We start from the raw sequence: 26,368 nt of genomic DNA on the forward strand, positions 1-26,368 counted from the left end.
AAACATTAATGTTAATTAGTGGCTAAAATATTTTTATTGACTATAGTGAAATATAAATTTAAGTTGTAATCAGAAGCAAAAGGAAATATTACTTGCAAAGAGGGCAGAAAAATATTTCACAAACTATCATAAATCCTCAAATAGAAAATCGAAAAACGATTATTCATATAAAAATTATTTCTTATTTGATTAATAATAGACAGCATAATTTAGATAAGAGTGATAGTAAACAAGAAATTGAGAATTTTAATTAAAAATAAATAAAATGCTGGTGGACTTGTCAGCCTCTGGCGGATATCATTCCAAAGAATGATGTCTGTTAGCGGGTTAAATAATAGTTATACTTACTTAGTAAAATATCACAGCTAAAAAATTGTACTGATTCTTAATCTTTTTCTACTACTATATAGATGTAAATAAAAATATTCTGTATTAACCTTTTATCTATATTAAGGTGGTACCATGAAAATAAAATTATCGTTTCCGATTCCCCTCTTAGTTATTCAGTTTCTATACAAACTCAGCAATAATTCAAATTTCACATGAAAAGTGAAACGATGTGCTAAGCAAGTAACAATTACACGATGTTTCCATCTTTCAAATAGATGGAATATTTAAAAATTTACTAGATGGGAGGTGTGGAATGAAAAAGAAACTTATTTAATTGTTTATAGGCAATAAAACAATAACAAAAATGGTTATGGGTCATGAAAAAATATAAAGTTTTATTAACCTTTCTTATCGGGATAAGTAATTATCTATTTGGTCAAATAACACCGATAACTCCAGTCGGACTCAGGGATTTTACTATCAATAAATTCGATAAAATAGTTTACGCAAGAGATAATTACAACGCAATTGTAAACGAATATAATCTTGTAACTGGCGAATCGAAATCTTCTCAGTTTCCTAACCTGCCTGTGTTTGCAAACAAAAGCAGGAAAGCCGTATATGAGAAAGATAAACTTCTTTACATGTATGACTTTGGAAAAGATTCGACATATTTTCTTGGACCCGCAATCAACTACGATCCGTACTTATCTTTCTCTCCCAATGATATTGGTTTGCTAGAGGGACAGAATGATACATTAAAATATTTCTTATTTACTAACAACAGTATAAAACCACAATCCTCTGTTCAGAATTTGCGTTATTCCCAGAATCCACCTTCGTGGGTAACCGATACGACAGTTATTATTTCTGATCCACATATAGAGGCACTGCTTTTATATAACACTATCTCCGGGAAAGAAGATACAATTTTGGTTACACCATATACAGGACGAGTAACTGAAATTTTCGGATTTGATTACAATAAGAAATATAACTTAATTGCTTATAGTTACGAAACCCAGCCGAACACAAGGATACATTTGTTCGATATGAAAACAGGAAAGGACAGCGTTGCTTTTCATCTTGAAAGTGATATGCCTAATTCTACGTGTGCGGATGGGGCACCCTTATCTTTTGATTATTTAAAATGGGCGTCGGACAGTAACAAATTACTTTTCTTTGGAAATTTTGCTACAAATAGCGTTGCAGGCATTTACACTTATTACCTTGATAAAGATTCAACTTTATTACTTTCTGATTGCCACGATTTCGGATTAAAGACTGACGCTGAATGGATGAGTAATGATACGGTCATTTTTTCAAATCAAACTGCTTTCAGAGTTTACTCATTACTTGTCCCTAAAATAACCACTTCCGTCGATGATGAGGACAGCTATGTTCCAAAGTCCTTCATCATCTTTCAGAACTATCCAAATCCTTTTAATAGCTCTACAACATTTCAGTTTGAAAATAATGAACCCGGAAACGTTGAATTAAACATCTATAATATTTTGGGAGAATTGATATTTAAACACTCATTGGGTCAGATTAATGCTGGTAGGCATTCATTCAGTTGGAATGGAAGAAACAAAAATGGAAGTAATGTGAGTTCAGGTATTTACATAGCGAGGTTACATTTTAAAAACTTGTCAAAAAGTGTTTTCGTTAAATCTATAAAACTACAGTTAATTAAATAAGGAGTGCGAAATGAAACTAATAATTTTTTTAATAAGTATATTTATTTCATTTAATGTTGTATTGGCGCAATCAGCACGGTATTCTCAGGACGCATTACCAGCAGGATATGTAAGCAGTACATCATCTACCAAGATTTCTTCTATAAACTTAACAGGTACTTTTAATGAGTTAGTAATTGCAATCGGTTTTCCAGATAGAAATCCTACTGAAACATATCCTCGACTTTATTCAAGTACAACTTATCCTTTACTTGGTGCATTTCCGAATGGAACTCTAGTAAACGACTACGTAAATCAACAAGGCGGTTCCATCCCGATTGATCAATGGTTCTAACCGGGGTTTGATACATATTTTGATACACAATCTAATGGTGATTATAATGTGGATTTTACATTTGTGAAACAACCCAACGGTAATATTTATACTACAACTCACAATTATAATTATTTTTACCTCCTCAATGGTAGCAGCAACCTAAGTGTTATGTACAACCAACGCAATTCAATTTTATCGGAGGTTGCACGAAAAATGGTTGCTGATAATTCAGGAATTTTTACCGGGATTACTGCCTTACATTGCATATTCAATACACCTGGTAATACCGATCGTAATGAATTTTGTGATTGGGGTTCGGGTACAATTGATGAATCAATTACGCTAACTGATGCTTTGGGAGGAACCTTGTGGACGGGGCCTATTACCATGCAGTGGAATCTTGAGGATCTAATACATGAGAGGATGCACATTATAGGAACGATTTCGGGATCACCCTCTGGTTTCGATGGATTCCCGGATAGAGGTTTTGATCGTTCTCCAGGAGGTGGTCATCATAATTTTACATGGGATTATGATATTATTTCTCACAACGGAACCTTATCCAACCAATATTCTTTATACGGATTAAGACCGATTTCAACACATGATTTGATATTTCTTGGATGGATCAAATCAGATGAAATACAGGAAATTAGGAATACAGATTTGAGCGGCGTAAAACTTGCTGATGTTAACTATTCATTAACATCCCAACAAAAAGCAAATGGTTTTTATAGAACTGCAAAAGTAATGTTACATGAAAATTATATCGGTGACTTAGATGAGTATTTATTGATTGAATTTCATAATGCTACAGAATTCGATAAGAACTTTACCAACTATGATGAACCTTCCGGAGACAGGTATAATAAAGGAATTTTAGTATGGCATATTAAAGAAACTGTTAATCTTTTAGATTGGTTTTCTGATAATATGATTGATTTAGAACCAGCCGTTCCTTATAACGGATACTATAGTAACCCTGTACCAAACGACAGCTATCCTAGAAATTATACAAGAAGTTCGAATTATAACGGCATTTTATCTGGAGATTATGATTATCTCGATGATCTTAATATGATATGGTATTCACCTACGAGCAGATATGTTTTTGAGTACTTACCGGATGGCGGCAGGCATGTATGGGAAACAACCACATCTGGTCCTTATGGATGGTATCCATCCGATCCAAATTGGTTTTATCGACCAATAAGTATGAAATCCGATTTTTTCACTGACGCAACAGTAAAAGGAAGAGTTAACAATGTTTTAAATGCAATAACACGCCCCTCAACAAAAGACTGGGCTGGTAATCAAACCAACATTGCAGTTACAAATATTCAACGAGTTAGTGATTATATGACTTTTGATATTCGTCATAATGCCGTGTCTGGAACTGTTGCTCAAAATACTACAATAAGTGGCAATATCGTTGTCACTGGTAATTTAATAATTCCATCAGGTGTTACACTGACAATCTCTCCGAGTACAACACTACAATTCGATTCCGGTGTTACACTGGTAGTTAACGGCACATTAAATGCAGTCGGAAATTCTTCCAGTAGAATTACTTTTACGAATACCTCCGGGGCACTTGGAATGGAATTCAATTTAATTCTAGTTCAAGTGATAACGTTCAGTATTGTAATATTAATAATGCTACGATAGGTATCCAATGTAACAGCAGTTCGCCGACTATTCAATACAACAACTTGAACAATATTACACTTATTGGTATTTACCTTTATAATGCTTCTCCAAGTCTGCTGCGCAATACAATTCAAGGAAGTTCAGGCAGTTACGGTTATAACGGTATTCGATGCGAAGAATATTCCTCCCCATATATTGCGAAAAATACCATAAGATATTTTACTACAGGTATAAATAATTACCGTTATAGTTCACCGAAATTTTCTGAGTACGGTAGTGAAGGTAATAATAAAATAGTTAGAACAAATACAGCAATTTGTTGGTATTACTCCTCTCCACTTGTAGGACAAAACGGTTACCCGTGGGGCTACAACTACATTGACAGTTCTTCAACATACAATGTAGAAGCTGCATGGTATACTAATATTATGGCAGAAAATAACTGGTGGGGAACAGCAAGTCCTCCTTCTAATAAATTTAATGCTGTTGCAAATAGCAGTATTGATTATTACCCCTATTTAACAAGTCCTCCAGGTCTATCAATAAGAGAATCAGACCCTTATACTTCAACAGCAATGCCGGTATCATTGAAGATAGCAAGCGGTGTTACTTCTACTACTTCAAACGATTTGTCTTCAAATTCGTTATTTGATGATGAAGACATAAAGACGGCATTGCAATTTGAAATCGAACAAGAATATCAATCTGCATTTGATATTTACGAGAAGGTATTTAAGAAGGAATTAAATACTGCAAAAGGTAGATATGCCTTGGTAAGATTAGGTGATTGTTTCTTTAAGCTGAATAGAAAAGGTATTGATAAATACTTACCTGATATATCTGAGTCTTATAAAAGCTTAAAGAAAGATGAAATTTCAGTAATTGCACTCGATTTAATAAACCGCGAATTACTTACAAACAGAGAATATGAAAAAGTAGCAGAAAATATGAAGAAAATTAAAAATGAGTTCAGAATAAATTCAGAGATTGAAAAGAGTGCATTATATGGACTTATTTCATTGTATGTTAACTGTCTTGGTGATACAAAATCAGCTTCAAATTATTACGAAGAACTAAAACAAAAATTTCCTGAAGATAAATTGCTAACCGATAGTCAAATACTTCTAGGTAATCAGTATGATGCTTCTCTAAATGAAAAAATGGTAAATGATAATGTATCGACAAAACATGAAGAATTCGTTTTGACAACAAGTAATTATCCGAATCCATTCAACCCAACGACAACAATTAGCTATACGTTACCAGAGGACGGCAAAGTAAGCATAAAGATAATTGATATATTGGGGAGAGAAGTAACCACATTATATGATGGTTATAATACATCTGGGAAACACAGTGTAATATGGAATGCAAGAGATGTAGCAAGCGGAATTTATTTCTACAGCATTAATTTCAATAATCAGAAGTTCTATAAGAAGATATTGTTGATGAAATAATCTATAATTTATGATGGCAGAATTATTTTTAGTTCTGCCTTCTGATTTTAAGGATGTAAGTATAATAAGTTTTACAAGCCGACCGATTTAAGCTGTTCGGCATTTGTGTGGTTATGAAATTAGGTTTAGTTAGAGGCTCTTTGAGTTAAGTTAACAAAATGAATTAACAAATAATTATCAGTGTTGTTTTTCTCCCGCAGGGATTCCTTCGGGAAAAGCAACATTGCTGTGTTGAGTCGTTAGACTCCTGCAGAATCTAACGGACTGCGAGCGGTGACTTAAAAACAAAGTTGTTGCTGCTAAGTTAAGTAATAAGACTTGCTAAGAAAAAACTGAATAATTAAAAACTAATTTCTCAGTTCAATAAGCATTTATTTAATTACCATGCTCACATCTGTGGAAGAAATTAAGGATTGATAATGTAAAATCTTGGGTTCATTGCAAAAAAGTTTCAAAACATTAATGTTAATTAGTGGCTGAAAAATTTTTATTGACTATAGTGAAAAATAGATTTAAGTTGTAACCAGAAAGCAAAAGGAAATATTACTTGCTTAGAGGGCAGAAAAATATTTCACACAATTCAGTAAATCTTCATAAAGAAAAACACAAGCTGAAACTACTTGATTTGGTAAGAACCATACAAGAAATACTTGGACATAAAAGCGTAAAAACTACTATGATTTACACTCATGTTTTAAACAGAGGACCGGGAGTTAGAAGTCCGTTAGACTGAAATGAGTAAGGATGATATATATGCACAACCTATTTTTAAATATTGGGATTTTGAGAAGATTTGAGAATATTTGGCACGTAGTTATGCAGCTGCACGCATATCTATGTACCTTAAGTAATAAATTTGTGCAGTATAAGTAATAGTTATACGTTTAAGCAAAATGAAAAAATTATTATTCATTATATTATTGCCAATTATATCTTTTGCACAAGATAATCTTGCGACTGAAAGATGGAGTCCTCCAATAGAAATTAAAAGTATTATCTCATACTTCCCTAAAGGAGTTAATACTCCATATATCAATCCTGCGGGGAATATCTTGTATTTCGAATCAGAAGGACGGATTTATTTTATTGAAAAAAGTGATTCGAGTTGGTCGTCTCCTCATAATATTCAAATTGATGGAAGCAACCAATTTAGTTATCCCAAAATAGCACCAAGCAACAATAGATTATTTTTTGTTATTGAAAAAAATAGTCGAAAAAATCTCTTTTATATTGAAAGAGAAGATGAACATCACAATTGGAGTGATATTAGAAGTTGTGGTGATTATATAAATAATGATTCAATTTATATCGAAGATTATGTTCTTCAAAATGATACAACTATATTCCTTTCAATCGGATTCAGCATGTATTATTCAAAATATGAAAGGGCAATAAATAATTGGGGCCCATTAATTAAAAGCCCGGATTTTTATTATGATTTTTTCCCGGGTAATTTTGGAGGCACATTCATTAATCTCGATTATACAAAGGTTTATCATACAAGCTTATTTATGGTGGCAACCATAATTGACGGCCAAATGTATGATTTTCTAAAATTTAATTTGGTTGTAAGATACAAAGATTTCCAAAATCATTTTGGGCAAAGCTTTTTATTAAATATAAATGCTGATATAGATTCGGTATATGGTAAAAAAATACCAAATTATAATTACTTTGCCTTATCTCCTTCATTAACAAAAAACGGAAAGACATTATTCTTCGCTGTAAAATATGCAGATACGACAAGGATATATTATTCCAATATGATTGTTGATGAAAATGGAGAAATTGTGAATGTAGTGGAAAATATTAATAATACTATTCCCAGTACGTATTACTTATCGCAAAATTATCCGAATCCATTTAATTCTATTACAAAAATTAGATATGCAGTACCTAAGAGTAGCCATATTTCAATAAGAGTATTTGATATTCTTGGGAATGAAATAACCACATTAGTCGACCAGTTTAAAAATATTGGGAACTATGAAATTGAATTCAATGCTAATCATCTATCAAGTGGCGTTTACTTCTATCAACTAGTCGCTGAAAATAATGTTCTTACAAAAAAATTAATATTGATAAAATAAACGTATAACCCGCTTTTTCACCCGACCGCGTTTTTCCCATAGGGATTCCTTCGGAACATTGCGGCATTTTTCAAGTTTTCGGGTTAGGTAAAAGTTAAGCATTGCTTGTAACATTGTTCTATTAAATAAATTGTTAAAAATTATTGGCAGTAGCTTTTCAGTTCGTCATTGCTGTTCGGGGCGGACGGGTGAAAAGCCACGCCGTTATACTTACTAAAAATGGAGGTCGATATGAGGCAGCGTTCCTTTGCATAATAGAAAGAGGGTGTTAAATAAATAGACTTCGATTACTTTAATATTTTGGTGTTCACTTATAAGGAGGAAAAAATAATCAATGAAAAAAAATCGTTTAGTAGTACTTATCTTTTTCTTAACTAGCTTATTATATGCTCAAAAGGAAGAGCCCACATATAAATATTGGATGACTATTGGAGGTTGGATTAACAAAGATGTTAGTCTGAATTTCAATTATAATTTTTCTTTAGTCAACAACTTTTATAAAGTTGGATATTTCGTTAGGGGAGGCTTCTCTCAAAATCCGAGCGTAGGAGAGGATGGATATTTATTTAATTCTATCGATATCTCAATTGGCAAAAGGCTACAATCTGAATGGTTTCAGGCTTCTGTTTTTGGAGGTCCCTCTTATGTGTTCGGGAAAAAACGTGTTTCACCAAACGATACTGAGAAATATCATACAGTCGGCTTGGAAACAGATATACAATTATTGTTCAGAGCAGCAAATGAAATTGGAATAGGAATAGGTTTATACGGGAACTTGAATTTCATAAAGAATTTTGCAGGTATAAATATAAACCTAACCTTAGGTAATGGTAAATAACTTAACATGGGAGTGAAATGAAAAACAGTCAGTTATTCTTCGTATTATTTTTCTTGTCTTTGGGATTATGTTATCCACAGGTCACAATCAATAATATTCAAATTGCCTCAACAATAGTTTCAGTTGATGCATCTACACCAAATAATCCAAACTCTTATTCTTGGTCAGAAATTAGCAATACAAAACAAGGTGTTCATATAAGTGTAATACCGCCAGAAAAAGCAGAAATATATCTACAACAGAATAATGCGTGGATAAATTACAATACTTGGAACTGGGGCTTTATGGTAAGGCTCGAAGTTAGTTATGACGGTGGAAGGTGGCAAACAATTTTTTCTAATCAAACAAAAGATGCTACTGGTTGGATTCAATCTCCTTTTTCTACTTTAGGTTATCATACAATTTCGCTTAAATGGACTACTATGAGTTTATTAGTTTATAACCGTTCGTATGATGTTTATGTTGTTCCTCAAAGTCAGAAATTTTACAAAGATAATTATGGAAATACTATAACTACCTGGGAAGGCGGCAATCCAAACAAAGTCGTTCTAATTTCAGAAGGCTTTGATACTTATAATACAACATATTCTGAGTACTTAAGATATAAAGGGAAAGCTCTATTTGATCCATTTATTCAAGCGGGTTATAAAATCTATTTCCTGAATTATGCTTACAATAGTCAGGATATGCGAAATTCAGCTGCAATATATAATTCCGCATCACGTTATATCTCTACATTGAACTCCAATACGCAAATGATGGCTGCAGGTATTAGTATGGGTGGTGTTATTGTTCGTTATGCTTTAGCGAAAGCTGAGAATGACGGGAATCCATTGCCTTTTAATAAATTCGTATCAATAGATGCACCACAACAAAATGCTCTTTTTGCCCGTGACTTACAGGACTATATGAAAGAACAAGGTGTTTCTGGATTTCAAAAACATGGACTCGACAATGATGCGGCAAAACAATTACTGTCTTACAATACTTATGGAAATTTGCACACTTCTTTTTATAATGAACTTAATAGTTTAAATGGTGGAGCAGGGTACCCATCCTTAACCGAAAATATTGGAGTCGCTTTTTCAAATAATACAACAAATACAGGGGATGGAAGATGGATAGTCATTAATTATGAATCAATATTTGTTCCTGGGACATTTATCGTAAAATCATCATGGTTGGATGCTGAACTTAAGGTTCCTGGTTCCTAACTGCCCAAAACAACAGGTACTGCTAACCCTTCTCCTTATAATGTATTCTGGTTTTTTGCAGGTATGCTTGAAATTGAGAGAGATCCAAAATATAGTCCGACATTCATTCCATATAATAGTGCATTAGATATTGTAAATGGAAATTCGAGATTTAATACAACAATCCATGCCAATGGTAATTATTTCCATGATCAATTCCCTCCTGAAGTTGTTACTGCATTAATAACTAAATTTCTACCTCTTTCAGCGTCAATATCTGGTCCAACCTCTTTAGCAATTAATCAAAGTGGAAATTGGACAGCATCTGCATTAGGAGGAACTCCATCATATCATTATCAATGGTGGTACATGCACCCTTCAAATATGCTTCAATCATTCAGTATTATTAAACCTAATAATATTCCAGTAGATACTTGGTTTACATTAGGAACAGACAGTCCCACACTTTCAAGATATGATTCGCAGAATTTTAATCTCAAGTGTGTTGTTACGGATGCAACAAATACACAAGTTACTTCGAATATTATAAGTGTTATTGTTGGCAGTTCTTTGGCAAAAATATCGGGCACAGATAAAGAACAAGCAAATAATAAGTTAACTTTAGCTGAAGAACTCCCAACAGAGTATTCCATGGGAAATTATCCGAACCCGTTCAATCCAACAACTAAAATCAGTTTTGCAATTCCACAAGACAGTTATATTTCGTTGAAAGTTTTTGACGTACTTGGTCGAGAAGTTGCTGTATTGGCAAATCGAGTATTTTCAGCTGGTAGATATGAGGTTGATTTTAATGCAAGTAATCTTCCGAGTGGAACTTATATCTATAGTTTGAGAACGGATAATAAAATCATAACCAATAAGATGTTGCTCGTCAAATAATCAAATAGCTTTATATGAAGGCAGAATTAATTTTAGTTCTGCCTTCTGTTTATAAAGACGTAAGTATAACCCGTTTTCCAAGCCGACCGCTTTAAACTGCTCAGCATTTGTGTGGTTATGAAATTAGGTTTAGTTAGAGGCTCTTTGAGTTAAGTTAACAAAATGAATTAACAAATAATTATCAGTGCTGTTTTTTTCCCGCAGGGATTCCTTCGGGAAAAGCAACATTGCTGTGTTGAGTCGTTAAACTTCGTAAGAATCTAACGGACTGCAAGTGGTGACTTAAAAACAAAGTTGTTACTGCTAAGTTAAGTGAAAAAGACTTGCTAAGAAAATACTGAATAATTATTAAAAACTAATTTCTCTGTTCAATAAGCATTTATTTAGTTACCAAGAGCCTTATCTGTGGAAGAAATTAAGGATTGATAATGTAAAATCTTGGGTTCATTGCAAAAAAGTTTCAAAACATTAATGTTAATTAGTGGATGAAAAATTTTTATTGACTATAGTGAAAAATAAATTTAAGTTATAACCAGAAAGCAAAAGGAAATATTACTTGCTTAGAGGGCAGAAAAATATTTCACCAACTATCGTAAATCCTCAAACAGAAAATCAAAAAATGATTGATTATTCATATAAAATTATTTCTTATTTGATTAATGATAGAGAGCATTATTTAGGAAGTAAAGATATCATGTGTGAAATTAAAAATATTAATTAAAAATAAATAAAATGCTGTTGAACTTCTCCTCCTCTGACAGATATTATTTCAAAGAATAATATTTATTGGCGGTTTAAATAATAGTTAGTTGCTAATTTAGCAGAGGCGTTTATGAAAAAAATATTAGTAATCTTGGGTATACTTCTTTCTATTTCTCTGATTGAAAAAGTATATGCTTGCAGTTGCGAATGGTATGGCCCCTTTTTAAAAGTAGCTAAAGGTGCAGATCTCGTTGCTTTAGTAAAAATCAAAAGCTATGGTTCATTCTCTGGTGATATGCCAATGTCAATGGAGGTTGAAATAATAGAGCTTTTAAAGGGTGATGATACTAGAAAGACCGTTAAAGTATGGGGAGATACTGGATTACTTTGTCGGCCATATCTTAGGAGATTCCAAAGTGACAGTATTTGGGTATTGGCATTGTTCAAAAGTAGTGAAGGTTATTTTAGACATCCAGACGAAAGAGAAGGTGATTATAATATATCCATTTGTGGTGAATATTATTTGAAAATTAAAAACGATACTGTTATTGGTTTGATTGAAAATGTTAATTATAATGATCCGCCTCAATATATGAGTCTTACGAATTTCCTTACTTCAGCAAAGCAAATACTTACATCAGTCGAAGAAGAAATCCCATATTTCTTCGAACTGAGTCAAAACTATCCTAACCCGTTCAATCCAACAACAAAAATTAGTTTTTCAGTTCCTAAAGACAGTCATGTTTCGTTGAAGGTGTTTGACATACTTGGTCGAGAAGTAGCTGTGTTGGCAAATCGAGTATTTTTAGCTGGTAGATATGAGCTCGATTTTAATGCAAGTAATCTTCCAAGTGGTACTTACATATATAAATTAAGGACGGAAGATAAAACTATAACGAAGAAGATGTTGCTTATTAAATAAGGACATAGAATTGTTAAGAGGGCAGAATTAATTTTAGTTTTGCCTTCTATTATTGGACATAAGTTTAACCCATCAATCAATCGGATGGAGTTTTTATTTTGGCATTGTTCTCGTCTTTATATTTTGATTAATAAGTAAGAAATAAATAACTTAGACTCACCAAGTGTGTTTACGATCCGCTTTTAGTGTTTTTTTATATAAAGCGTCTTCGATATAAAAATATACTCACAAAAAAATTTTATTGATAAAATAATTCTTGACAAAAGAAATTCAAAAATATAAGTTGTTATTAAATTCAAAGATATTTTAAAAATTCTCTTCTGGGGAATCTTAAGTTTTAAAATTATTGAGGGAATTTTGAATAGAAGAGAAATTAAATCTAATTCACAAAAACTCAAATAAAATAATTACATAAATAAAACAGTTAGATGGTTAAATATTACCTAACTTGATATAAATTAGATTGATTTATGTATGTTTTTTGAAGACAGGATTTAAAATGGAATAATATCTTTGAGCACTATACCATCCTTAAAGTTGATCTTTAAGTGCAAAATAAATAACAACAATATTTCTATAATGTACAGATTGAATTTTTTATTGCTCCTTATTCCTTTTCTTGTAATTGACAATTTTGGTCAAACATCAAGAAATAGCTTTGAATTTGAGAGTGTTCTGGTTTTCCCAAAAATTGTTACACGTTCATGGAATAATGCTGGAATTGAACTTCCTGCAAAAACTTCTTATACACCATCATTAGCAGTTTCATTCATGTATAATATTAAGACTGATTTAAGGAAAAAATATTTTTTTAATATTTCACCTGGTATAATTCTGGGAGAAAAATATTATTCTGGATTTCTACTGGGTTTTAATTTCCAAAAATATATTTATGATTTATGGTTTATAAATTTTGGTTTTCTTGGTAAGTTAACCCTGGCACAAGAAGGAGGTCATAATTATAATGATGCCGAATTTTTTAGGTCGACAATATTTTTTCGTTTAGGTAATTATATAAATAAAAGTATAGCTGTGAATATTAATTATACAATTCCATTAAATAATAATATTTATGGAAAAAGCTATAGTCATGGTTATGGTTTGAGTAATGATGTTGCTTCAACAATTTATTTACGTTATATGATATCATTTGGAATTGAAATAACAAGATAAAGTAAGTTTAATCAACAAATTTGCACGAGCGTTGGTTTAAGAGCGGCACTTGTTAATTTGGTTAGAAAATAAAAGAAGGAAATTAAACAAAGGTTCAAGGTAAACAATGTTTATAATAATTATTGCCAATGTACTTTAATTAAGCAAAACTATACCATCAGGGGTAATTAAATTTTATATTTTTAATTAAATAGTAAATCTTGTGAAAAGATTAATAATATTATTTTATTTGTTATCTCTTGTTAACATATTCAGTCAAGAGATATATTTTTCACGAGATACTTTGAGAATCGATAACGTAAATTATCGAGATAGTATTGTAATATATAATAGAGGACTATCCTTATTAAGAATCGATTCAATAAAATGTATTAACACAAATTATGCTCTGAGTTTTGTTTCGAGCAATCAATCATATGGGTGGAAAACACTCGAAGAATATTCAAATCCAGATAATGCGATTGAAATTTTACCAGATGATTCTATTAAATTACGTTTGAGTATTGCATATATTTTAGTAAAGCAAATGAAAGCCAGTTATGACCAGATAGATACAATGTATTTCTACAATAATTCAATAAACTCGCCAATTAAAACAGTAAAAATTACGAATAAGTTTGTAATGGGTAGTGTTGAAGACGAAACAGTTCCAGTTGAATTTAGTTTGTCACAAAATTATCCGAATCCATTTAATTCCAGTACAAAGATTTCATTTTCATTAAAGAGAGGTTCGCATATAGTTCTAACCGTTTACGATGCGATGGGTAAGAAAATAAAAGAGCTAATTCGTGGATATTTAAATGCTGGCAACTATGATGTAATATTTGATGAACACAAATTATCAAGTGGTATTTATTTCTATCGTTTACTGGTTGATTCAAAAAGTACGACAAGGAAAATGTTACTTTTAAAATAAACTCATATAATCATGCAAAATCATAGCAACAGCTATTAAGGTTGCTATATTTTAATGATATGTTATATTGCAAAGACAAGTTGTTCTTTAAGTATGGTTCAAAGAATAATATGATGAATAAATTATTGTCATTAGTTTTAGAGCTGAATTATTTTATAGTGCGAAGATCAGCTGTAGTCCAGTGGACTTTTATTAGTAGCGGTTAATAGTATCACACTTAATACATTAAAACAATAGATAAGATAAACATACATTTATAAACATGACTTTTTTTGCAGTAAGTTTCACATTTCAATTTTTTAAAAATGCATAAAGAAAAAAGATTTAAAAGAAATTTTATTGATTATTTTAATAAATAATTTTATGATATAATTAGTTAAACAAAGAAATATTACTTGCAGAGAGGGAAAAGAAATATTTCTTTAACTTTTGGGTTTTATAAAATAGAAAATCACGAGTCAAAAAACCGATAAATTGTAATTCATTAAAAACATAAATGTTTTATATAATTTTTTTGAATTGGAGTTTTAGCATTTATTAATATATTTCCAAACCTTTCAGAATATTATTGCTAAATAAATATTGCTGCACAGAACTAGTATTGGTTTGCATAAATTATGGGTAAATCAAAAAACTATTTAGAAGATGGACTTATTTCAGATGAAAAGTTAAAGAATTCATTTTATAATTTTTTATATGAAAAACATTTTGATTGGGCTATAGTTATTGCAGCGTTTATTGCACCTCTTCCGTATCTATCAAGCAAATATTATTGGATTCTAATTTTAAAAGTCATAATCTTTTCTTTGCTGGTTTATTTTATATTTAGATATATAATAAACTGGAAAATGTTGCAATTATATTATAAGAAATATGAAAAAGCTAATGAACTAGTAGAATCTTTTATTGATAAAGAAAAATTAAAGAATAAAGAATTTGATAAATATTATGAATTCAATAAGGAATTTATTTTGGAACTTAGAAGTTTAGCCAACTCATTTCAAGAAAATAAAGATAACTCTACATTTCAAGATTTTATTCAAAACCATCCAGAAAAAGTCAAACCATTGGTAGACTTGCTAAACGAAGATTTAAGTCTAACAAAAACTTTTTTCGGCGTTACTATGAATATGTTAATCAATATTATTCATTTAAGAGAAATACCAAGAAACGAATTAAAAAATTATAGAAGATTTTTAATTATAATTTTATTGCTCTTTTTATTTTTTTTAATTTATACAATAGAAATGAGTTTTATATAATATTGAAAATAGAATCTAATAAACGCCTAGGCTCAAATTGATCTATTGGTATAATAGACTATTTTTTATCGGAGGATTTAAAACTTTTCAAATTATGTCTTAGTTTATTGTTATTCTTTAGAATGATTTTATTTATAAATAATTTCTGTTTATATAGAAATGGTGATAGAATCGAAAAAATTTCGATTGCCCGCCCATTCGTTATTAAAAAACTTTCTACAATTCCACCTCCTGAAAATGAAGATAAATTATTTCAATTGCTCGATAAGTTTAAGGACTTCCCCACTTTTGAGTTTATTATTAAATCAATGTTCTCTCAAACTTTCCAGTAAATAGGGATAAGTTCAGTTAATGTAGTCTTTTGGAGTTAAAGTAAAATAAATTGGATTTGCAAATCAACAAAAGATTGACCGAAGAATTCAATCTTGTAGTAATGAAAATATTATTCTGATCATAACGAAGGATGACAATACTTATCAAATAAAGTTGCTTCACTTAATACATATTAATAAAAGTAAAAATATTCTTTGCCTTTTTATTTAATTTGATCAGCTAATAAATAGGTTTTCATTAATTTTCATTTAAGCAAAATTTTTTATACATTTTGCACCCAAAAATTGGAGATTTAAAATGGCAAAACAACAGTCATTTGTTGATAAAGTAAAAAAATCGAAACCTACTCATATTAATGTAAAAGTAGTTAGAACAGTCAAAACCGCAAATGGTACATATAAATTTCAGGAAAGATTTGTAAAGTTAGATGATATTAGCAAGATAACAGAAATTAAATAATTCTCTTTTTCTATTCTGTATCTTAAAATCTATTTCCCTTTAAACAACAAAATTGTTTATGAATAAAAAAGCCACTTCCAAAAGAAGCGGCTTTTTATTTTAAATTAGTCCGACACTACTTCTATGGCGGGATTTACTTCTCTTTTAAGTAGGTTTTCAATCGCAATTAATGTACCTCTTATAGAACTCGGACAACTTCCACATGCACCTTGATATCTAATTTTTAATGTATAACCTTCCAGACCTCTAATTTCGAGACCACCACCATCACCTGCCAGTGCAGGTCGAACTCGAGTATCAATAACTTCATTAATTTTTTTAAGTAATTCAGTTTCTTCTTCTTTGCTTATTTGAAATGTTTCGCTTTCAGGTGGAATCAATGATTTATCAAATTTTTTTATGAAATCTACAAGTGGGCGTTGTATCTGTGCCCATTGTGCAGATGGCTCTTTTTCAATAGTGATAAATTTGTCCATATAAAAAACAGAAACTACTCCTGGAATTTCAAATATTCCTTTTGCAAGAGGATCTTTTTGAGCTTCTTCTTTACTGGAAAAATTTCTTGCTTCTTTTTGTAATAACTTTTCATTAAGTATAAATTTTAGTGCCTGTGGATTGGGAGTCAAATCAACGTCTTCAATGAATAACATATCTAATTCCTCTTTTTTATTATAAATTTTAAAAGGTTTGGTAATTCTTCTATAATTTACAAACAATCTTAGAAAAAAAATAATTCCATTTCAAGTTTTTAATTATTCTCTCTATTATCAAGAACAATGACAAATTCACCTTTTAAATTTTCTTTTTCAATTACTTTAAATATTTCTGAAACTTTACCTCTGAAAATTTTTTCTGTTGGAAGTGTTAAATCAAAAGCTAATGCAATTTGAGTATTATCACCAAAAATATTTTTAATATCAGATAATATTGATTTCAGGCGATAAGGAGTTTCCATCAATACAATTAGTTCTTTAATAGATTTTAGTTTGGTTAATTCCTTCTTGCGTAATTCTTTTTTAGGAGAAATCCAGCCAGCATAATAAAATTTATCTAATTTAAAACCTGAAGCAATTAAAGCAGGCAGTAATGAATTTGCCCCTGGGATTGGTATAATTTCTATATTTGAATTAATACATAATTGAACTAATAGATGTCCAGGATCTGAAAAAAGTGGTGTACCACAATCAGAAATTAATGCTGCAGATTTACCATCTTTAATTTTTTGAAATAACTCAAATGATGCTTCTTTTTCGTTGTGTTCGTTAAGAGAGAAAAGTTCTTTTTCTATTTTATAATGAGATAATAATCTGCGTGCATCTTTAAATTCTTCACAGATTATAAAGTCAACTTCGTTTAATATTTTTAATGCACGGAGTGTAATATCATCATAATTACCAATAGGTGTTGAAACTACATATAGTTTTGATGCCATAAATTCCTCTGCATTAAATGCAGAGTTTATTCATTTAAAAATGTATTTATTCTTTGAGATAATTCTGAAAGAGATACAAGTACCTTTTCGCCAGTCTTTCGAATTTTTATTTCAACATTACCATTTTTCAAATTTTTCTCGCCAACAATTATTTGTAAAGGCATTCCAAGTAAATCTGCATCATTAAATTTAAAACCAGCACTCACATCTGTTCTGTCATCATAGATTATTTCAAATCCATCTTTTTGTAGATTAGTGTATAGTGATTCGCAAGTATCTCTAATTTCAGGATTTTTCATATTCAATCCAATTAAGTGAATATCAAAAGGTGCAAGAGGTTTTTTCCAGATAATTCCCTTATCATCGTAATTCTGTTCTATAAAGCATGCTAAAATTCTTTCGACACCTATACCATAGCTGCCCATTACAACTGGATGCTCTTTCCCATTTTCATCGAGATAATTTACTCCAAGTGCTTCTGAATATTTAGTACCAAGTTTAAAAATATGACCGAGTTCAATAGCTCTAAACACTTCTAAATTCGAGTTACAACGAATACATTTTTCTCCATTTTCTACTATTCTTAAATCAAAATATTCTATGTTTGGTACATCGCGAACTAAATCAATTCCACCAATGTGATAATCATTTTTGTTTGCACCACTATAAAGATTATTTGCATCTTTTAATAAATTATCTGCAATTATTCTGTGTTTAAATCCAATAGGACCAATTGATCCTGCATCGGCACCTGAAATTTCTTTAAGTTCATCTGGATGAGCTGGTCGTACATTTCCACCTAAAACTGTTTGAAGTTTAGTTTCATTAACTTCATCGTTACCAAGCATTAAAACTAAAACTGGTTTGCCATCATGTATGTAAATTCTCGATTTTGCAGTTTCATGTTCATCAATGTTCAGGAAAGCACATAATTCATCTATTGATTTTACATTAGGGGTATAAATTTCATAAAGTTCTTTGCTTTCACTATGTCTTTTTGCTGGAGTTGAAATAGATTGTGCAACTTCTACATTAGCAGCGTAACCACATTTTTCGCAGTAAGCGACCGTATCTTCGCCAGCCTCACTTTTAACCATAAATTCTTCTGATTTACTACCGCCCATTGCACCACTTGATGCACCAACTACAAAAAATTTTAAGCCACATCGTTCAAATATTTTTCTATATGCTTTGTCGTGTAATTCATAAGATTTATCCAGATCTTCAAAAGATCTATCCAGTGAATATGAATCTTTCATTATAAATTGACGACCTCTTATAACACCACTTTTAGGACGGGGTTCATTTCTGAATTTAGTTTGTATTTGATACCAGATTTGTGGTAAATCTTTATAAGATGTAATTCCACCTTTTGCATGCCAGGCAACAATTTCTTCGTGAGTAGGTGCAAGAACATAATCACGATTCTTAACATGAAACATTATATCACCAAATGCTTCTACTCTTCCAGTCTGTTCCCATATTTCTTTTGGATTAAGAGCAGGATAATGAAATTCCTGACCACCAATTGCATTCATTTCTTCGCGAATTATATCCATAATTTTTCTAAGTACTTTATAACCAATAGGTAACCATGTATAAATTCCAGCTGAAAGTTGACGTACCAATCCTGCACGTATCATTAAAATATGACTTGGAATTACAGCTTCTGCTGGTGTTTCTTTTAATGTTGGAATGAATGATTTACTAAATCTCATCTTTCTGTTATATTTTATTGGAAATTTAAATACAAAGATAAAGAATGTAATGGGTAATTAAAATATTGGTGTTTATTTTCTTTTTAATATAAAAAAGTTATAAAGAAGTGGAAAGTATTCCAATGCTTGATTGAACTGATGGTAGTGATTATTCATATTGTAATGAAATATTTCAATTAATCTATTAATTGTGATTTATCCATTACTAAAATTATTTGTGTATACTATTGAATTGAGATAAGTAATTTATTAAAAGCAGTAAGTTAAATACGAATAAGCTTTAACACATATTTTGTAAATATGTATCATCTAAATAGGAAGACAACAAAATAATTTATCCTCATAATTTTTAAATAAAATGTTAAGTAGATGATAACTTTTTGTTTAGAAATAAATTATTTCTCTAATCCGTTTAATTCAAATACAATAATTGAGTTTGAACTCGCAGTTATTTCTAATGTTAAACTTGAGTTATATGATGTATTGGGGAGAAAGTTAAGAACAATTATTTCAAATGAACTTCAAGCTGGAAGACACCAGTTTAGATTTGATGCTGCTGATTTACCAAGTGGAATTTACTTTTATGTTTTATCAACTAATAAATTTATTGAATCAAAAAAGATGATGCTAATTAAATAGTACCAAATAGTTCACAAATCGAAGCGAATCCATTAAACATTGAGGCATATTAAAAAGTCATTAATGTTTATTGAAGAAAAAAATGTTTTTGAATATAGTTAATAAAACAAGTTGATAATTATTAAATAACTATCGACATAATTTTTAAGTGCTGCTTGTAATTATAAGCAATAGTTTTTATTAAAAAACAGTGAAATTGAAACTCTCAACAAAAGATAATCTAAGGATTAAAGTTACTGTTAATGAGTCAAAAAGAAATCAATGATGTATCAATTCTAAAGCAAGTTAAATAGAAAGAAATTTACAGTTAAAGCTTCAAGGACAAATGTATTTCAGAGATATAGACCATTAAATAGGTTCATAATTGCTGGTTTAGTGTATTGTTTCCTTAATTCAATAAGTTATTTAAAAGAAAAATCAATTAAAGTACTAATTGGTATAAGTATAATGGAAGTAGCTTTTACAAAAAAAATTGAAGAACTCCAGTGTGGATTTTTCTTAATTCAATTGTGATGAAATAATATTCATAGACATTATATAGAGTATATATAGAGACGATAAAATTTGATTTAGTAAGATTATCAATTTTATCAAAATTTATATCTGATACGTTTGTAAAAAATTAATCCCTTTTCATTAAATCTCGCCTAATTTATGATTTTAGTTTTAATTTGTCATTGCTGAAGATTCTATATTTCATTCTTAATTAACTGAACCAATTAAAATATCTCGTTTAATTATTCAGTCCTATCTTATAAATTGCCCATCAAAAGTAATGAATTTAATTACTCATAATGGAATTACATTGACTAATTTAGCTTATGACTGCATAGTTGATGCGTTCAGAAAAAATAAAGGTCATAAATTTTGTTCAATAAAGAAATTTTAAACTCATTAAAAAATGATATTACTTTAAATGAACCAATAACCTTTTTTTATCTTACAAAAATTTTCTAATAAAAATGCTAATGCCCAGTTATCGAAATTGTATGATCAAACTAACACAATTGGAGCTAAAATTTTGAGAAATATCAAAGATACAATTAATAATTCTAATCAATTATTTATTTCAAAAGATTTGAAAGGATTAAAGATTGAGGAAAAGAACTATTAAAGGGAGATTAACAAACCTGATTATCCCATCGAACAATATGAAAGTGATGAAGATTCTTTACTTTCAAAAATTGATAGTGATAGTTCTGAAGAATATGAAATTCAAGACATTAAATAGAAGGTAGAACATTTTACTAAAGAAAAAATTATAATCAGTTATTTTCTAAAAGGTACTCAAACAAAATAGTAGATGAATCAGTTTTTTCCCATAAGGATATTATTACCGATTGGTGTGCTGGCATTACGTCAAATAATTTTATTTATGAGTACTTAAAAAAGTACTTTAATATCAGCATAATTATCGAACACAAGTTGAATATCTTGTCAAATTTACACAAGGTAAATTAGCAAACTGTAATTTAAATGAAATATAGTTTTCTGAATCATTTAATAAAATGTGTTAATTATAAAGGATTTTTCTTTGATGATGCATATTAATGATGGTGACTTAGAGATATATTTTCTCAATAGCCCTGAACTATCTAATGAAAAAATTGATTTTTATTCAGACACATATTTCTAAGTGTTATGTTTGTTATGAAAATTATAAAAAATGAATGAGTATTATTATATATCCAAACTAATATTAATTCTTTAGAAAGCTAAGACGAAACTTTAGTAAGTAAAATGCTTAACTCTAAATTTCTGCTTGAAAAAAATAAATTATTGAATGAACATAACAGAGTTGTTAAAGTGTTTGAGGGAGAGTGTAAAATTTTTGAGGTAAGAAAGAATTCATTGGTAAGTAAATTAATAGAATTAATAAGAACTTATCATTATCAATTTGCAGGTTTAGTGACTTTTATGGTTATAATTATCGTGCTTTTTATTATCATCAAAAAGCCAGATATAAAATATATTGATCCAACATTGGTTGTTATTAAAAACAATGTACTTTATGCTTACAACGGGATGGAAGATTTAATTTGGAAAAAAGTTGTACCTGGTATATGTGATTATGCAACATATAAACCTTATGATATCCAGAAACAATTTACACTCATAAGAGAATTATTGCTAAATGATTTAGATAACAAAGGTATAAATGAACTATTATTAACTGGTAATTATACCAGGATAAGATTTTACTTCAGATACACTTTACTGTTATAGTCCAGATGTAAAAATAAAATCAAGTATAGTTGTGCTACATTCAAAAGTCTAAATACACAAGGATGGAAAAATTCTTCGTGATATATATCCAATTTTTTTATTAAATATATATCCAAAATAGAAAAGACTTTATAATAGTAAGCACAATGGATGTCTCGGAAAAATTATTTGAATCAGATTTCAAAACCAGTGTAGTTAAACAAGAATTTTATAATTCAGAAGACATTTTTACTGTAAAGTTTTTGATATAGATAAGTTATGAAGAATTAATAGGTGGAATTGATAATGCTTTCAGTAGTGCTTTTGTTACAGAGTATGAACCAGAAAAAGTGAGTGGTTTAAGTACTTCAAAGGATATTTATTATTCCTGATACTTTATAAAAAAATTCCGCATTAAAGTATATTATTGTACTTACTTCAAGTCATAATAAAGTTGTGGGTAAGGCTGATTATAATAAGGTTGAAGATTTTTTTATTTCAAAAGAAGAAAAAAACATAACAGCTTATATTTAGGAAACTCCAGGTGATGGTTTTGATGATGATACTATTATCTTGTACAATTTTGATTTGCGACAGAATATTCGTGGGCAGTAGGGAGATAATTTTATAGCAAATTACAATCGCTTATTAACTGAATGCAAAGTTAAAGAACCACTCGATAGTAATTATACAAAAAACTTGATCTTAGGGTAAGACATCTTAAATAGATTACCTATAAGGTTTATAAAAAATTATTTATGTTCATTAAATTAAAAATAATAACAAACTCTCTTTCTAAAATTTCTTTTATAAATTCAATTCATTAAAGGTAAGTAAAATAGTTGTATAAGGATTTGTTTAGAAAGATATTTAATATTTCCATCCGCAAGTAGTTTTTGATTTTAAAAAATTCTATGAGAATTGAAAATATGTTGTTATAAATCAATCTCGGGATATTTATGAGCAATGTTTTAATATATAAAAACAGAAATTCCAATTGATCGGCGTTCATATACAAATTCAGTAAATTTCATTATTAATACTTTTTTAGAATCATTCTCAAATTACTTTATATTATAGTTAATTGTTCTCCTTTTTGTGTGTTAAAATAAAAGAATAACAACCTTTTTAAAGCTATAGTTTGATCTATATCAAATCTTTTTAGCTACTATTAAAAAAATCTAAATATTTTTCTGCAAAGATGCCTCACTGTAGTAATATTATTGTAACAAATAGGGAGGGTTTATGAAATATACATTAAGAACTTTTTTGTTAGTAATATTTTGTACTTCTATTCTATCAGCTCAAACTTTCAAAGTTATCGTTAATAGATTTGAAGATCGAACAGGAAGAATCTCTAAAACTGAAGGAGAAGTAAAAGCAAGTTCTCAAGTAGGAGCAATTGCTGGAAGAACTGGAGAATCTTCAATTGGTGGTGTTGCCGCAGCAAGTGGGCAAGCAAGTGGATCGCGTCTTGAATCAGAAAAAGGAGACCTTGGATATCAAGCATCTGATGTTTTTACAACTGAACTTGTTAAAACAGGTAAATTCAAAGTATTGGACTTTAGCTTGTTTGAAAGAAAATTAAGTGAAATACAAAGTGGAGATATTGTAGAAGCTGCAAAATTAATCGGAGCTCATTTTTTACTTTCTGGAAATATAAGTGAAGCTGGGATAGCTGAAAAAGGTGGTAGCATTTTAGGATTTGGTGGAAAAGCAGTAGAAGGTAAAGTAAGAATAAATATAACTCTTACTAATACAACTACTGGTGAAATTGTTCTTTCTGAAACTGCTCAGGGAACAGAAACTCAAGGTGGGGTTACTTTATTTGGAAGTGATGTTGGTGCTAAAAAAGATTTAGGACTTCTTCTTTCTGCGGCATTAAAATCAGCTGCTGATAGCTGTGTAAAAAAAATTGAAAAAGTTGTTGGCGATTTATCTAATTATCCAATCGAATGTGATGTTGCATTAAGTGAGGGCATTGTTTATTTAGGAAAAGGTAAAGACGATGGTATTTCTGTAGGTGATGAATTTGAAATTATTGGTGTTGGCAAAACAATTAAAATTGGTTCGAAAGTTATTGAAGAAAAAATTAAAAAAGGTATAATTCGTGTTAATGAAGTATCGCAAGATTACGCGACAGCTTTACCTAATGGGATTGATATTGTAGAGGGTGATAAAGCAGTAAAAATTGTGAAAAAGTAAAAAGTGTATACGAATGAAAAGCGTTTTTTTACTACTATTTTTCTTAGTACATAAGCGTGTTATAGCTGGTATAGGTGTAGTGTTAACTGCTCAAAAAGCTAAAGGGACTTGTATCTTTAATACTATAAATGTTGTTGGTATTGAGCATACTTATACTTGTCATTGTTATCCTCATTCTAAAAGTAAGATTGAATATTTTTGGAAAATCTTATATCAAGGATACATAATTCAATTAAACTTTAGACAATCTTTTGATGCTTCTGATTTAAGTAGGTTATCGAGTCGAGGCAAGTTATTATATAAAATTAATATTCTTATATCATTATAGCATCAACGTTGTATGGTTTTTTTATATGAATACTTTAAAATTATCTTAAACAATCATAATACAACGTAACATAACAACGTAGGGTATCTTATTATGTTGCTTTGCAACTTAGCTTAAATTTTTCGCGCGGCTCAAAATTTCAGATACACAAGTATGTATCATATTAATTGGAATTAATTGAAAACAATTTGAAAGGAGCAAAAATATGAAAACCATTTGTATGTTTTTTATCTCAATCTTTACTTTTTTCTCTCTTACTTTCGCTCAGGGAGGAAGAAATACTGAGTTGTATATTAATACTGGTTTTTCTTTACCATCTCAGCCAGAAACATTCTCCGACTATTGGAACACAGGCATTAATATCGGAGGAGGTTTGGGATTCCCCTTCTCTTCATCCCTTGTATTTGTTGGACGAGTAGATTACAACAACTTCTCGTTCGATGAAGAGGGATTTTTAAAAGACAATAATTTTGCCGGTTACGGGGTTAGCATCAGTGGTGGATCTGCATCTATAGTTACTATTACAGGGAATTTAAAAGCCAATTTGATTTCAACCCCAAATTCTGTATCTCCCTATTTTGTTGGTGGTATTGGTTACTTTAAAATGACAATTGATGAATTTACCATTTCTGCATTAGGAGAATCAGAGAAAGTTGAAGGAGATACTGAGTCAGCTTTTTCTGTATTATTTGGTGTTGGTGTTGATATACCAGCTGGTGAAACTATGAGTATTTATTTTGAGGGGAAGTATGGGATTGGATTCACTGAAGATGAGAGTAAAAAATATTTCCCATTGAATGCTGGAATTAAAATAAAACTTTAACTGTATCTACCGTATACGGAATATAACATACAAGCTTATAATGCTTACTTTTGAATGAGTAATTTGAAGGTTTGATCTATAATTATTTATCGAAAAAAATTTGTTCTTTTCATAATAGTAATAATCATAGTGTAATCTCTCAGAATATTAAATATTAGATGTTTTTCAGCTGGGAGATAAGATTAAGATAAAGATATCAAAAGACATATTAAGATTAGTAGTAAAACTTGCTTTTGCGATAGAACTTTACAGAAAGAACATCTATACCCAATTAACTCTTGGGTTACGAAAACGCAAAGAACTTTTAATATTTAATTGCGAATTAAGTTTAGTAGTTGCAGTACTTTCTGGAGAATGAGTGGTAGACTATAGAGAATTGTTTATTAGATTAATAAAGCACTGACATTTATGATTGGTATTATAAAGGTTGATAAATCAACTAAGGATTTAAATTTGATTAGAGATGTGAATTAAAAACTTGATAGTTGTAAATGATTTTAAGTTTAATTGAGAAATAAGTTATGAAAATAATTTTTTATATAATAGTTGTGATTTTATCAATTGGCCAATATCATAAACTTGATGCCCAGACCAACATTAGTGGTAACATCTCAGCTAATACTACTTGGACTAAAAGTGGGTCTCCCTACATACTAACTGGCAACGTTTGGGTAATAGGCGGAGCCACATTAACGATCGAAAGTGGAGTGCAGGTCAACCTAGGAAATTACAACTTCCATGTTGGTTACTGGAGTAGTGAATCTGGTGTCTTACAAG

General features: G+C 29.9%; 23 protein-coding genes and 1 pseudogene. 21 read left to right on the top strand and 3 right to left on the bottom strand.

What is annotated here, in order from left to right:
* Positions 1 to 707 precede the first annotated feature (707 nt).
* The 16 genes and pseudogenes from VJY38_RS13775 (at position 708) to VJY38_RS13850 (ending at position 16,241) form a co-directional block, all read left to right on the top strand.
* Entirely contained in the window at positions 708 to 2,030 is a 1,323-nt protein-coding gene (locus VJY38_RS13775) for a FlgD immunoglobulin-like domain containing protein (RefSeq protein ID WP_353681306.1), read from the top strand.
* Positions 2,031 to 2,040: 10 nt separating this feature from the next.
* Positions 2,041 to 2,364, top strand: a complete 324-nt coding sequence (locus tag VJY38_RS13780) for a hypothetical protein (RefSeq protein ID WP_353681307.1) — start codon at positions 2,041 to 2,043, stop codon at positions 2,362 to 2,364.
* 195 nt (positions 2,365 to 2,559) lie between these two features.
* Positions 2,560 to 4,014, top strand: a complete 1,455-nt coding sequence (locus VJY38_RS13785; protein ID WP_353681308.1) for a hypothetical protein — start codon at positions 2,560 to 2,562, stop codon at positions 4,012 to 4,014.
* Positions 4,015 to 4,424: 410 nt separating this feature from the next.
* The gene (locus tag VJY38_RS13790) at positions 4,425 to 5,453 is read left to right on the top strand and encodes a T9SS type A sorting domain-containing protein (RefSeq protein WP_353681309.1); all 1,029 of its coding nucleotides are present in this window, start codon (positions 4,425 to 4,427) and stop codon (positions 5,451 to 5,453) included.
* Between the two features lie 628 nt (positions 5,454 to 6,081).
* Positions 6,082 to 6,186: pseudogene (locus VJY38_RS13795) on the top strand (integron integrase); the annotation flags it as partial.
* Positions 6,187 to 6,346: 160 nt separating this feature from the next.
* Entirely contained in the window at positions 6,347 to 7,543 is a 1,197-nt protein-coding gene (locus VJY38_RS13800; protein ID WP_353681310.1) for a T9SS type A sorting domain-containing protein, read from the top strand.
* A 334-nt stretch (positions 7,544 to 7,877) separates the two neighbouring features.
* Positions 7,878 to 8,381, top strand: a complete 504-nt coding sequence (locus VJY38_RS13805; RefSeq protein ID WP_353681311.1) for a hypothetical protein — start codon at positions 7,878 to 7,880, stop codon at positions 8,379 to 8,381.
* 17 nt (positions 8,382 to 8,398) lie between these two features.
* Positions 8,399 to 9,595, top strand: a complete 1,197-nt coding sequence (locus VJY38_RS13810) for a lipase family protein (RefSeq protein WP_353681312.1) — start codon at positions 8,399 to 8,401, stop codon at positions 9,593 to 9,595.
* Positions 9,596 to 9,658: 63 nt separating this feature from the next.
* Positions 9,659 to 10,474 carry a T9SS type A sorting domain-containing protein gene (locus VJY38_RS13815; RefSeq protein WP_353681313.1) on the top strand — a complete coding sequence of 272 codons (816 nt, stop codon included), beginning with the start codon at positions 9,659 to 9,661 and terminating at the stop codon, positions 10,472 to 10,474.
* 556 nt (positions 10,475 to 11,030) lie between these two features.
* Positions 11,031 to 11,195 carry a hypothetical protein gene (locus VJY38_RS13820; RefSeq protein WP_353681314.1) on the top strand — a complete coding sequence of 55 codons (165 nt, stop codon included), beginning with the start codon at positions 11,031 to 11,033 and terminating at the stop codon, positions 11,193 to 11,195.
* 111 nt (positions 11,196 to 11,306) lie between these two features.
* The gene (locus VJY38_RS13825) at positions 11,307 to 12,098 is read left to right on the top strand and encodes a T9SS type A sorting domain-containing protein (RefSeq protein ID WP_353681315.1); all 792 of its coding nucleotides are present in this window, start codon (positions 11,307 to 11,309) and stop codon (positions 12,096 to 12,098) included.
* A gap of 600 nt (positions 12,099 to 12,698) precedes the next feature.
* Positions 12,699 to 13,271 carry a hypothetical protein gene (locus tag VJY38_RS13830; protein ID WP_353681316.1) on the top strand — a complete coding sequence of 191 codons (573 nt, stop codon included), beginning with the start codon at positions 12,699 to 12,701 and terminating at the stop codon, positions 13,269 to 13,271.
* Between the two features lie 283 nt (positions 13,272 to 13,554).
* Positions 13,555 to 14,187 (top strand): T9SS type A sorting domain-containing protein, encoded by a 633-nt coding sequence (locus VJY38_RS13835; RefSeq protein ID WP_353681317.1) that lies wholly within the window; start codon positions 13,555 to 13,557, stop codon positions 14,185 to 14,187.
* A gap of 617 nt (positions 14,188 to 14,804) precedes the next feature.
* Positions 14,805 to 15,449: a hypothetical protein gene (locus VJY38_RS13840; RefSeq protein ID WP_353681318.1), complete on the top strand. Its 645-nt coding sequence runs from the start codon at positions 14,805 to 14,807 to the stop codon at positions 15,447 to 15,449.
* A gap of 122 nt (positions 15,450 to 15,571) precedes the next feature.
* A complete protein-coding gene (locus VJY38_RS13845) occupies positions 15,572 to 15,781 on the top strand; it encodes a hypothetical protein (protein ID WP_353681319.1) in 210 nt (69 codons plus the stop codon).
* Between the two features lie 298 nt (positions 15,782 to 16,079).
* Entirely contained in the window at positions 16,080 to 16,241 is a 162-nt protein-coding gene (locus VJY38_RS13850) for a hypothetical protein (RefSeq protein ID WP_353681320.1), read from the top strand.
* Positions 16,242 to 16,345: 104 nt separating this feature from the next.
* Here VJY38_RS13850 and VJY38_RS13855 read toward each other — a convergent pair whose 3' ends face one another.
* The 3 genes from VJY38_RS13855 to VJY38_RS13865 form a co-directional block, all read right to left on the bottom strand.
* Positions 16,346 to 16,891, bottom strand: a complete 546-nt coding sequence (locus VJY38_RS13855) for a NifU family protein (protein WP_353681321.1) — start codon at positions 16,889 to 16,891, stop codon at positions 16,346 to 16,348.
* A 98-nt stretch (positions 16,892 to 16,989) separates the two neighbouring features.
* On the bottom strand, positions 16,990 to 17,673 hold the full coding sequence (gene rsmI / locus VJY38_RS13860; RefSeq protein ID WP_353681322.1) for a 16S rRNA (cytidine(1402)-2'-O)-methyltransferase: 684 nt from the start codon (positions 17,671 to 17,673) through the stop codon (positions 16,990 to 16,992).
* Between the two features lie 26 nt (positions 17,674 to 17,699).
* Positions 17,700 to 19,391: a proline--tRNA ligase gene (locus VJY38_RS13865; RefSeq protein ID WP_353681323.1), complete on the bottom strand. Its 1,692-nt coding sequence runs from the start codon at positions 19,389 to 19,391 to the stop codon at positions 17,700 to 17,702.
* A 369-nt stretch (positions 19,392 to 19,760) separates the two neighbouring features.
* Between VJY38_RS13865 and VJY38_RS13870 the strand changes: the two genes are divergently transcribed.
* The 5 genes from VJY38_RS13870 to VJY38_RS13890 form a co-directional block, all read left to right on the top strand.
* Entirely contained in the window at positions 19,761 to 20,030 is a 270-nt protein-coding gene (locus VJY38_RS13870) for a T9SS type A sorting domain-containing protein (protein WP_353681324.1), read from the top strand.
* 1,740 nt (positions 20,031 to 21,770) lie between these two features.
* Positions 21,771 to 22,256: a hypothetical protein gene (locus tag VJY38_RS13875; protein ID WP_353681325.1), complete on the top strand. Its 486-nt coding sequence runs from the start codon at positions 21,771 to 21,773 to the stop codon at positions 22,254 to 22,256.
* Positions 22,257 to 23,480: 1,224 nt separating this feature from the next.
* Positions 23,481 to 24,440 (top strand): CsgG/HfaB family protein, encoded by a 960-nt coding sequence (locus VJY38_RS13880; protein ID WP_353681326.1) that lies wholly within the window; start codon positions 23,481 to 23,483, stop codon positions 24,438 to 24,440.
* Between the two features lie 533 nt (positions 24,441 to 24,973).
* Positions 24,974 to 25,591 (top strand): hypothetical protein, encoded by a 618-nt coding sequence (locus VJY38_RS13885; RefSeq protein WP_353681327.1) that lies wholly within the window; start codon positions 24,974 to 24,976, stop codon positions 25,589 to 25,591.
* 521 nt (positions 25,592 to 26,112) lie between these two features.
* Positions 26,113 to 26,368, top strand: a 256-nt coding sequence (locus VJY38_RS13890; protein WP_434968604.1) for a hypothetical protein, incomplete at its 3' end; no start/stop codon positions are given.

The organism is Rosettibacter firmus, assembly GCF_036860695.1.
In the GTDB taxonomy this organism is placed as follows: Bacteria; Bacteroidota; Ignavibacteria; order Ignavibacteriales; family Melioribacteraceae; genus Rosettibacter; species Rosettibacter firmus.

Bases quoted from the DNA above. Each gene is read 5' to 3' on its own strand.
- VJY38_RS13790 (WP_353681309.1), top strand. From the start codon at position 4,425: ATGGCAGAAAATAACTGGTGGGGAACAGCAAGTCCTCCTTCTAATAAA.
- VJY38_RS13865 (WP_353681323.1), bottom strand. From the start codon at position 19,391: ATGAGATTTAGTAAATCATTCATTCCAACATTAAAAGAAACACCAGCA.
- VJY38_RS13840 (WP_353681318.1), top strand. From the start codon at position 14,805: ATGGGTAAATCAAAAAACTATTTAGAAGATGGACTTATTTCAGATGAA.
- VJY38_RS13870 (WP_353681324.1), top strand. From the start codon at position 19,761: ATGATAACTTTTTGTTTAGAAATAAATTATTTCTCTAATCCGTTTAAT.
- VJY38_RS13815 (WP_353681313.1), top strand. From the start codon at position 9,659: ATGCTTGAAATTGAGAGAGATCCAAAATATAGTCCGACATTCATTCCA.
- VJY38_RS13825 (WP_353681315.1), top strand. From the start codon at position 11,307: ATGAAAAAAATATTAGTAATCTTGGGTATACTTCTTTCTATTTCTCTG.
- VJY38_RS13875 (WP_353681325.1), top strand. From the start codon at position 21,771: ATGCTTAACTCTAAATTTCTGCTTGAAAAAAATAAATTATTGAATGAA.
- VJY38_RS13800 (WP_353681310.1), top strand. From the start codon at position 6,347: ATGAAAAAATTATTATTCATTATATTATTGCCAATTATATCTTTTGCA.
- rsmI (WP_353681322.1), bottom strand. From the start codon at position 17,673: ATGGCATCAAAACTATATGTAGTTTCAACACCTATTGGTAATTATGAT.
- VJY38_RS13880 (WP_353681326.1), top strand. From the start codon at position 23,481: ATGAAATATACATTAAGAACTTTTTTGTTAGTAATATTTTGTACTTCT.
- VJY38_RS13780 (WP_353681307.1), top strand. From the start codon at position 2,041: ATGAAACTAATAATTTTTTTAATAAGTATATTTATTTCATTTAATGTT.
- VJY38_RS13885 (WP_353681327.1), top strand. From the start codon at position 24,974: ATGAAAACCATTTGTATGTTTTTTATCTCAATCTTTACTTTTTTCTCT.
- VJY38_RS13850 (WP_353681320.1), top strand. From the start codon at position 16,080: ATGGCAAAACAACAGTCATTTGTTGATAAAGTAAAAAAATCGAAACCT.
- VJY38_RS13845 (WP_353681319.1), top strand. From the start codon at position 15,572: ATGATTTTATTTATAAATAATTTCTGTTTATATAGAAATGGTGATAGA.
- VJY38_RS13855 (WP_353681321.1), bottom strand. From the start codon at position 16,891: ATGTTATTCATTGAAGACGTTGATTTGACTCCCAATCCACAGGCACTA.
- VJY38_RS13805 (WP_353681311.1), top strand. From the start codon at position 7,878: ATGAAAAAAAATCGTTTAGTAGTACTTATCTTTTTCTTAACTAGCTTA.
- VJY38_RS13785 (WP_353681308.1), top strand. From the start codon at position 2,560: ATGGTTGCTGATAATTCAGGAATTTTTACCGGGATTACTGCCTTACAT.
- VJY38_RS13810 (WP_353681312.1), top strand. From the start codon at position 8,399: ATGAAAAACAGTCAGTTATTCTTCGTATTATTTTTCTTGTCTTTGGGA.
- VJY38_RS13775 (WP_353681306.1), top strand. From the start codon at position 708: ATGAAAAAATATAAAGTTTTATTAACCTTTCTTATCGGGATAAGTAAT.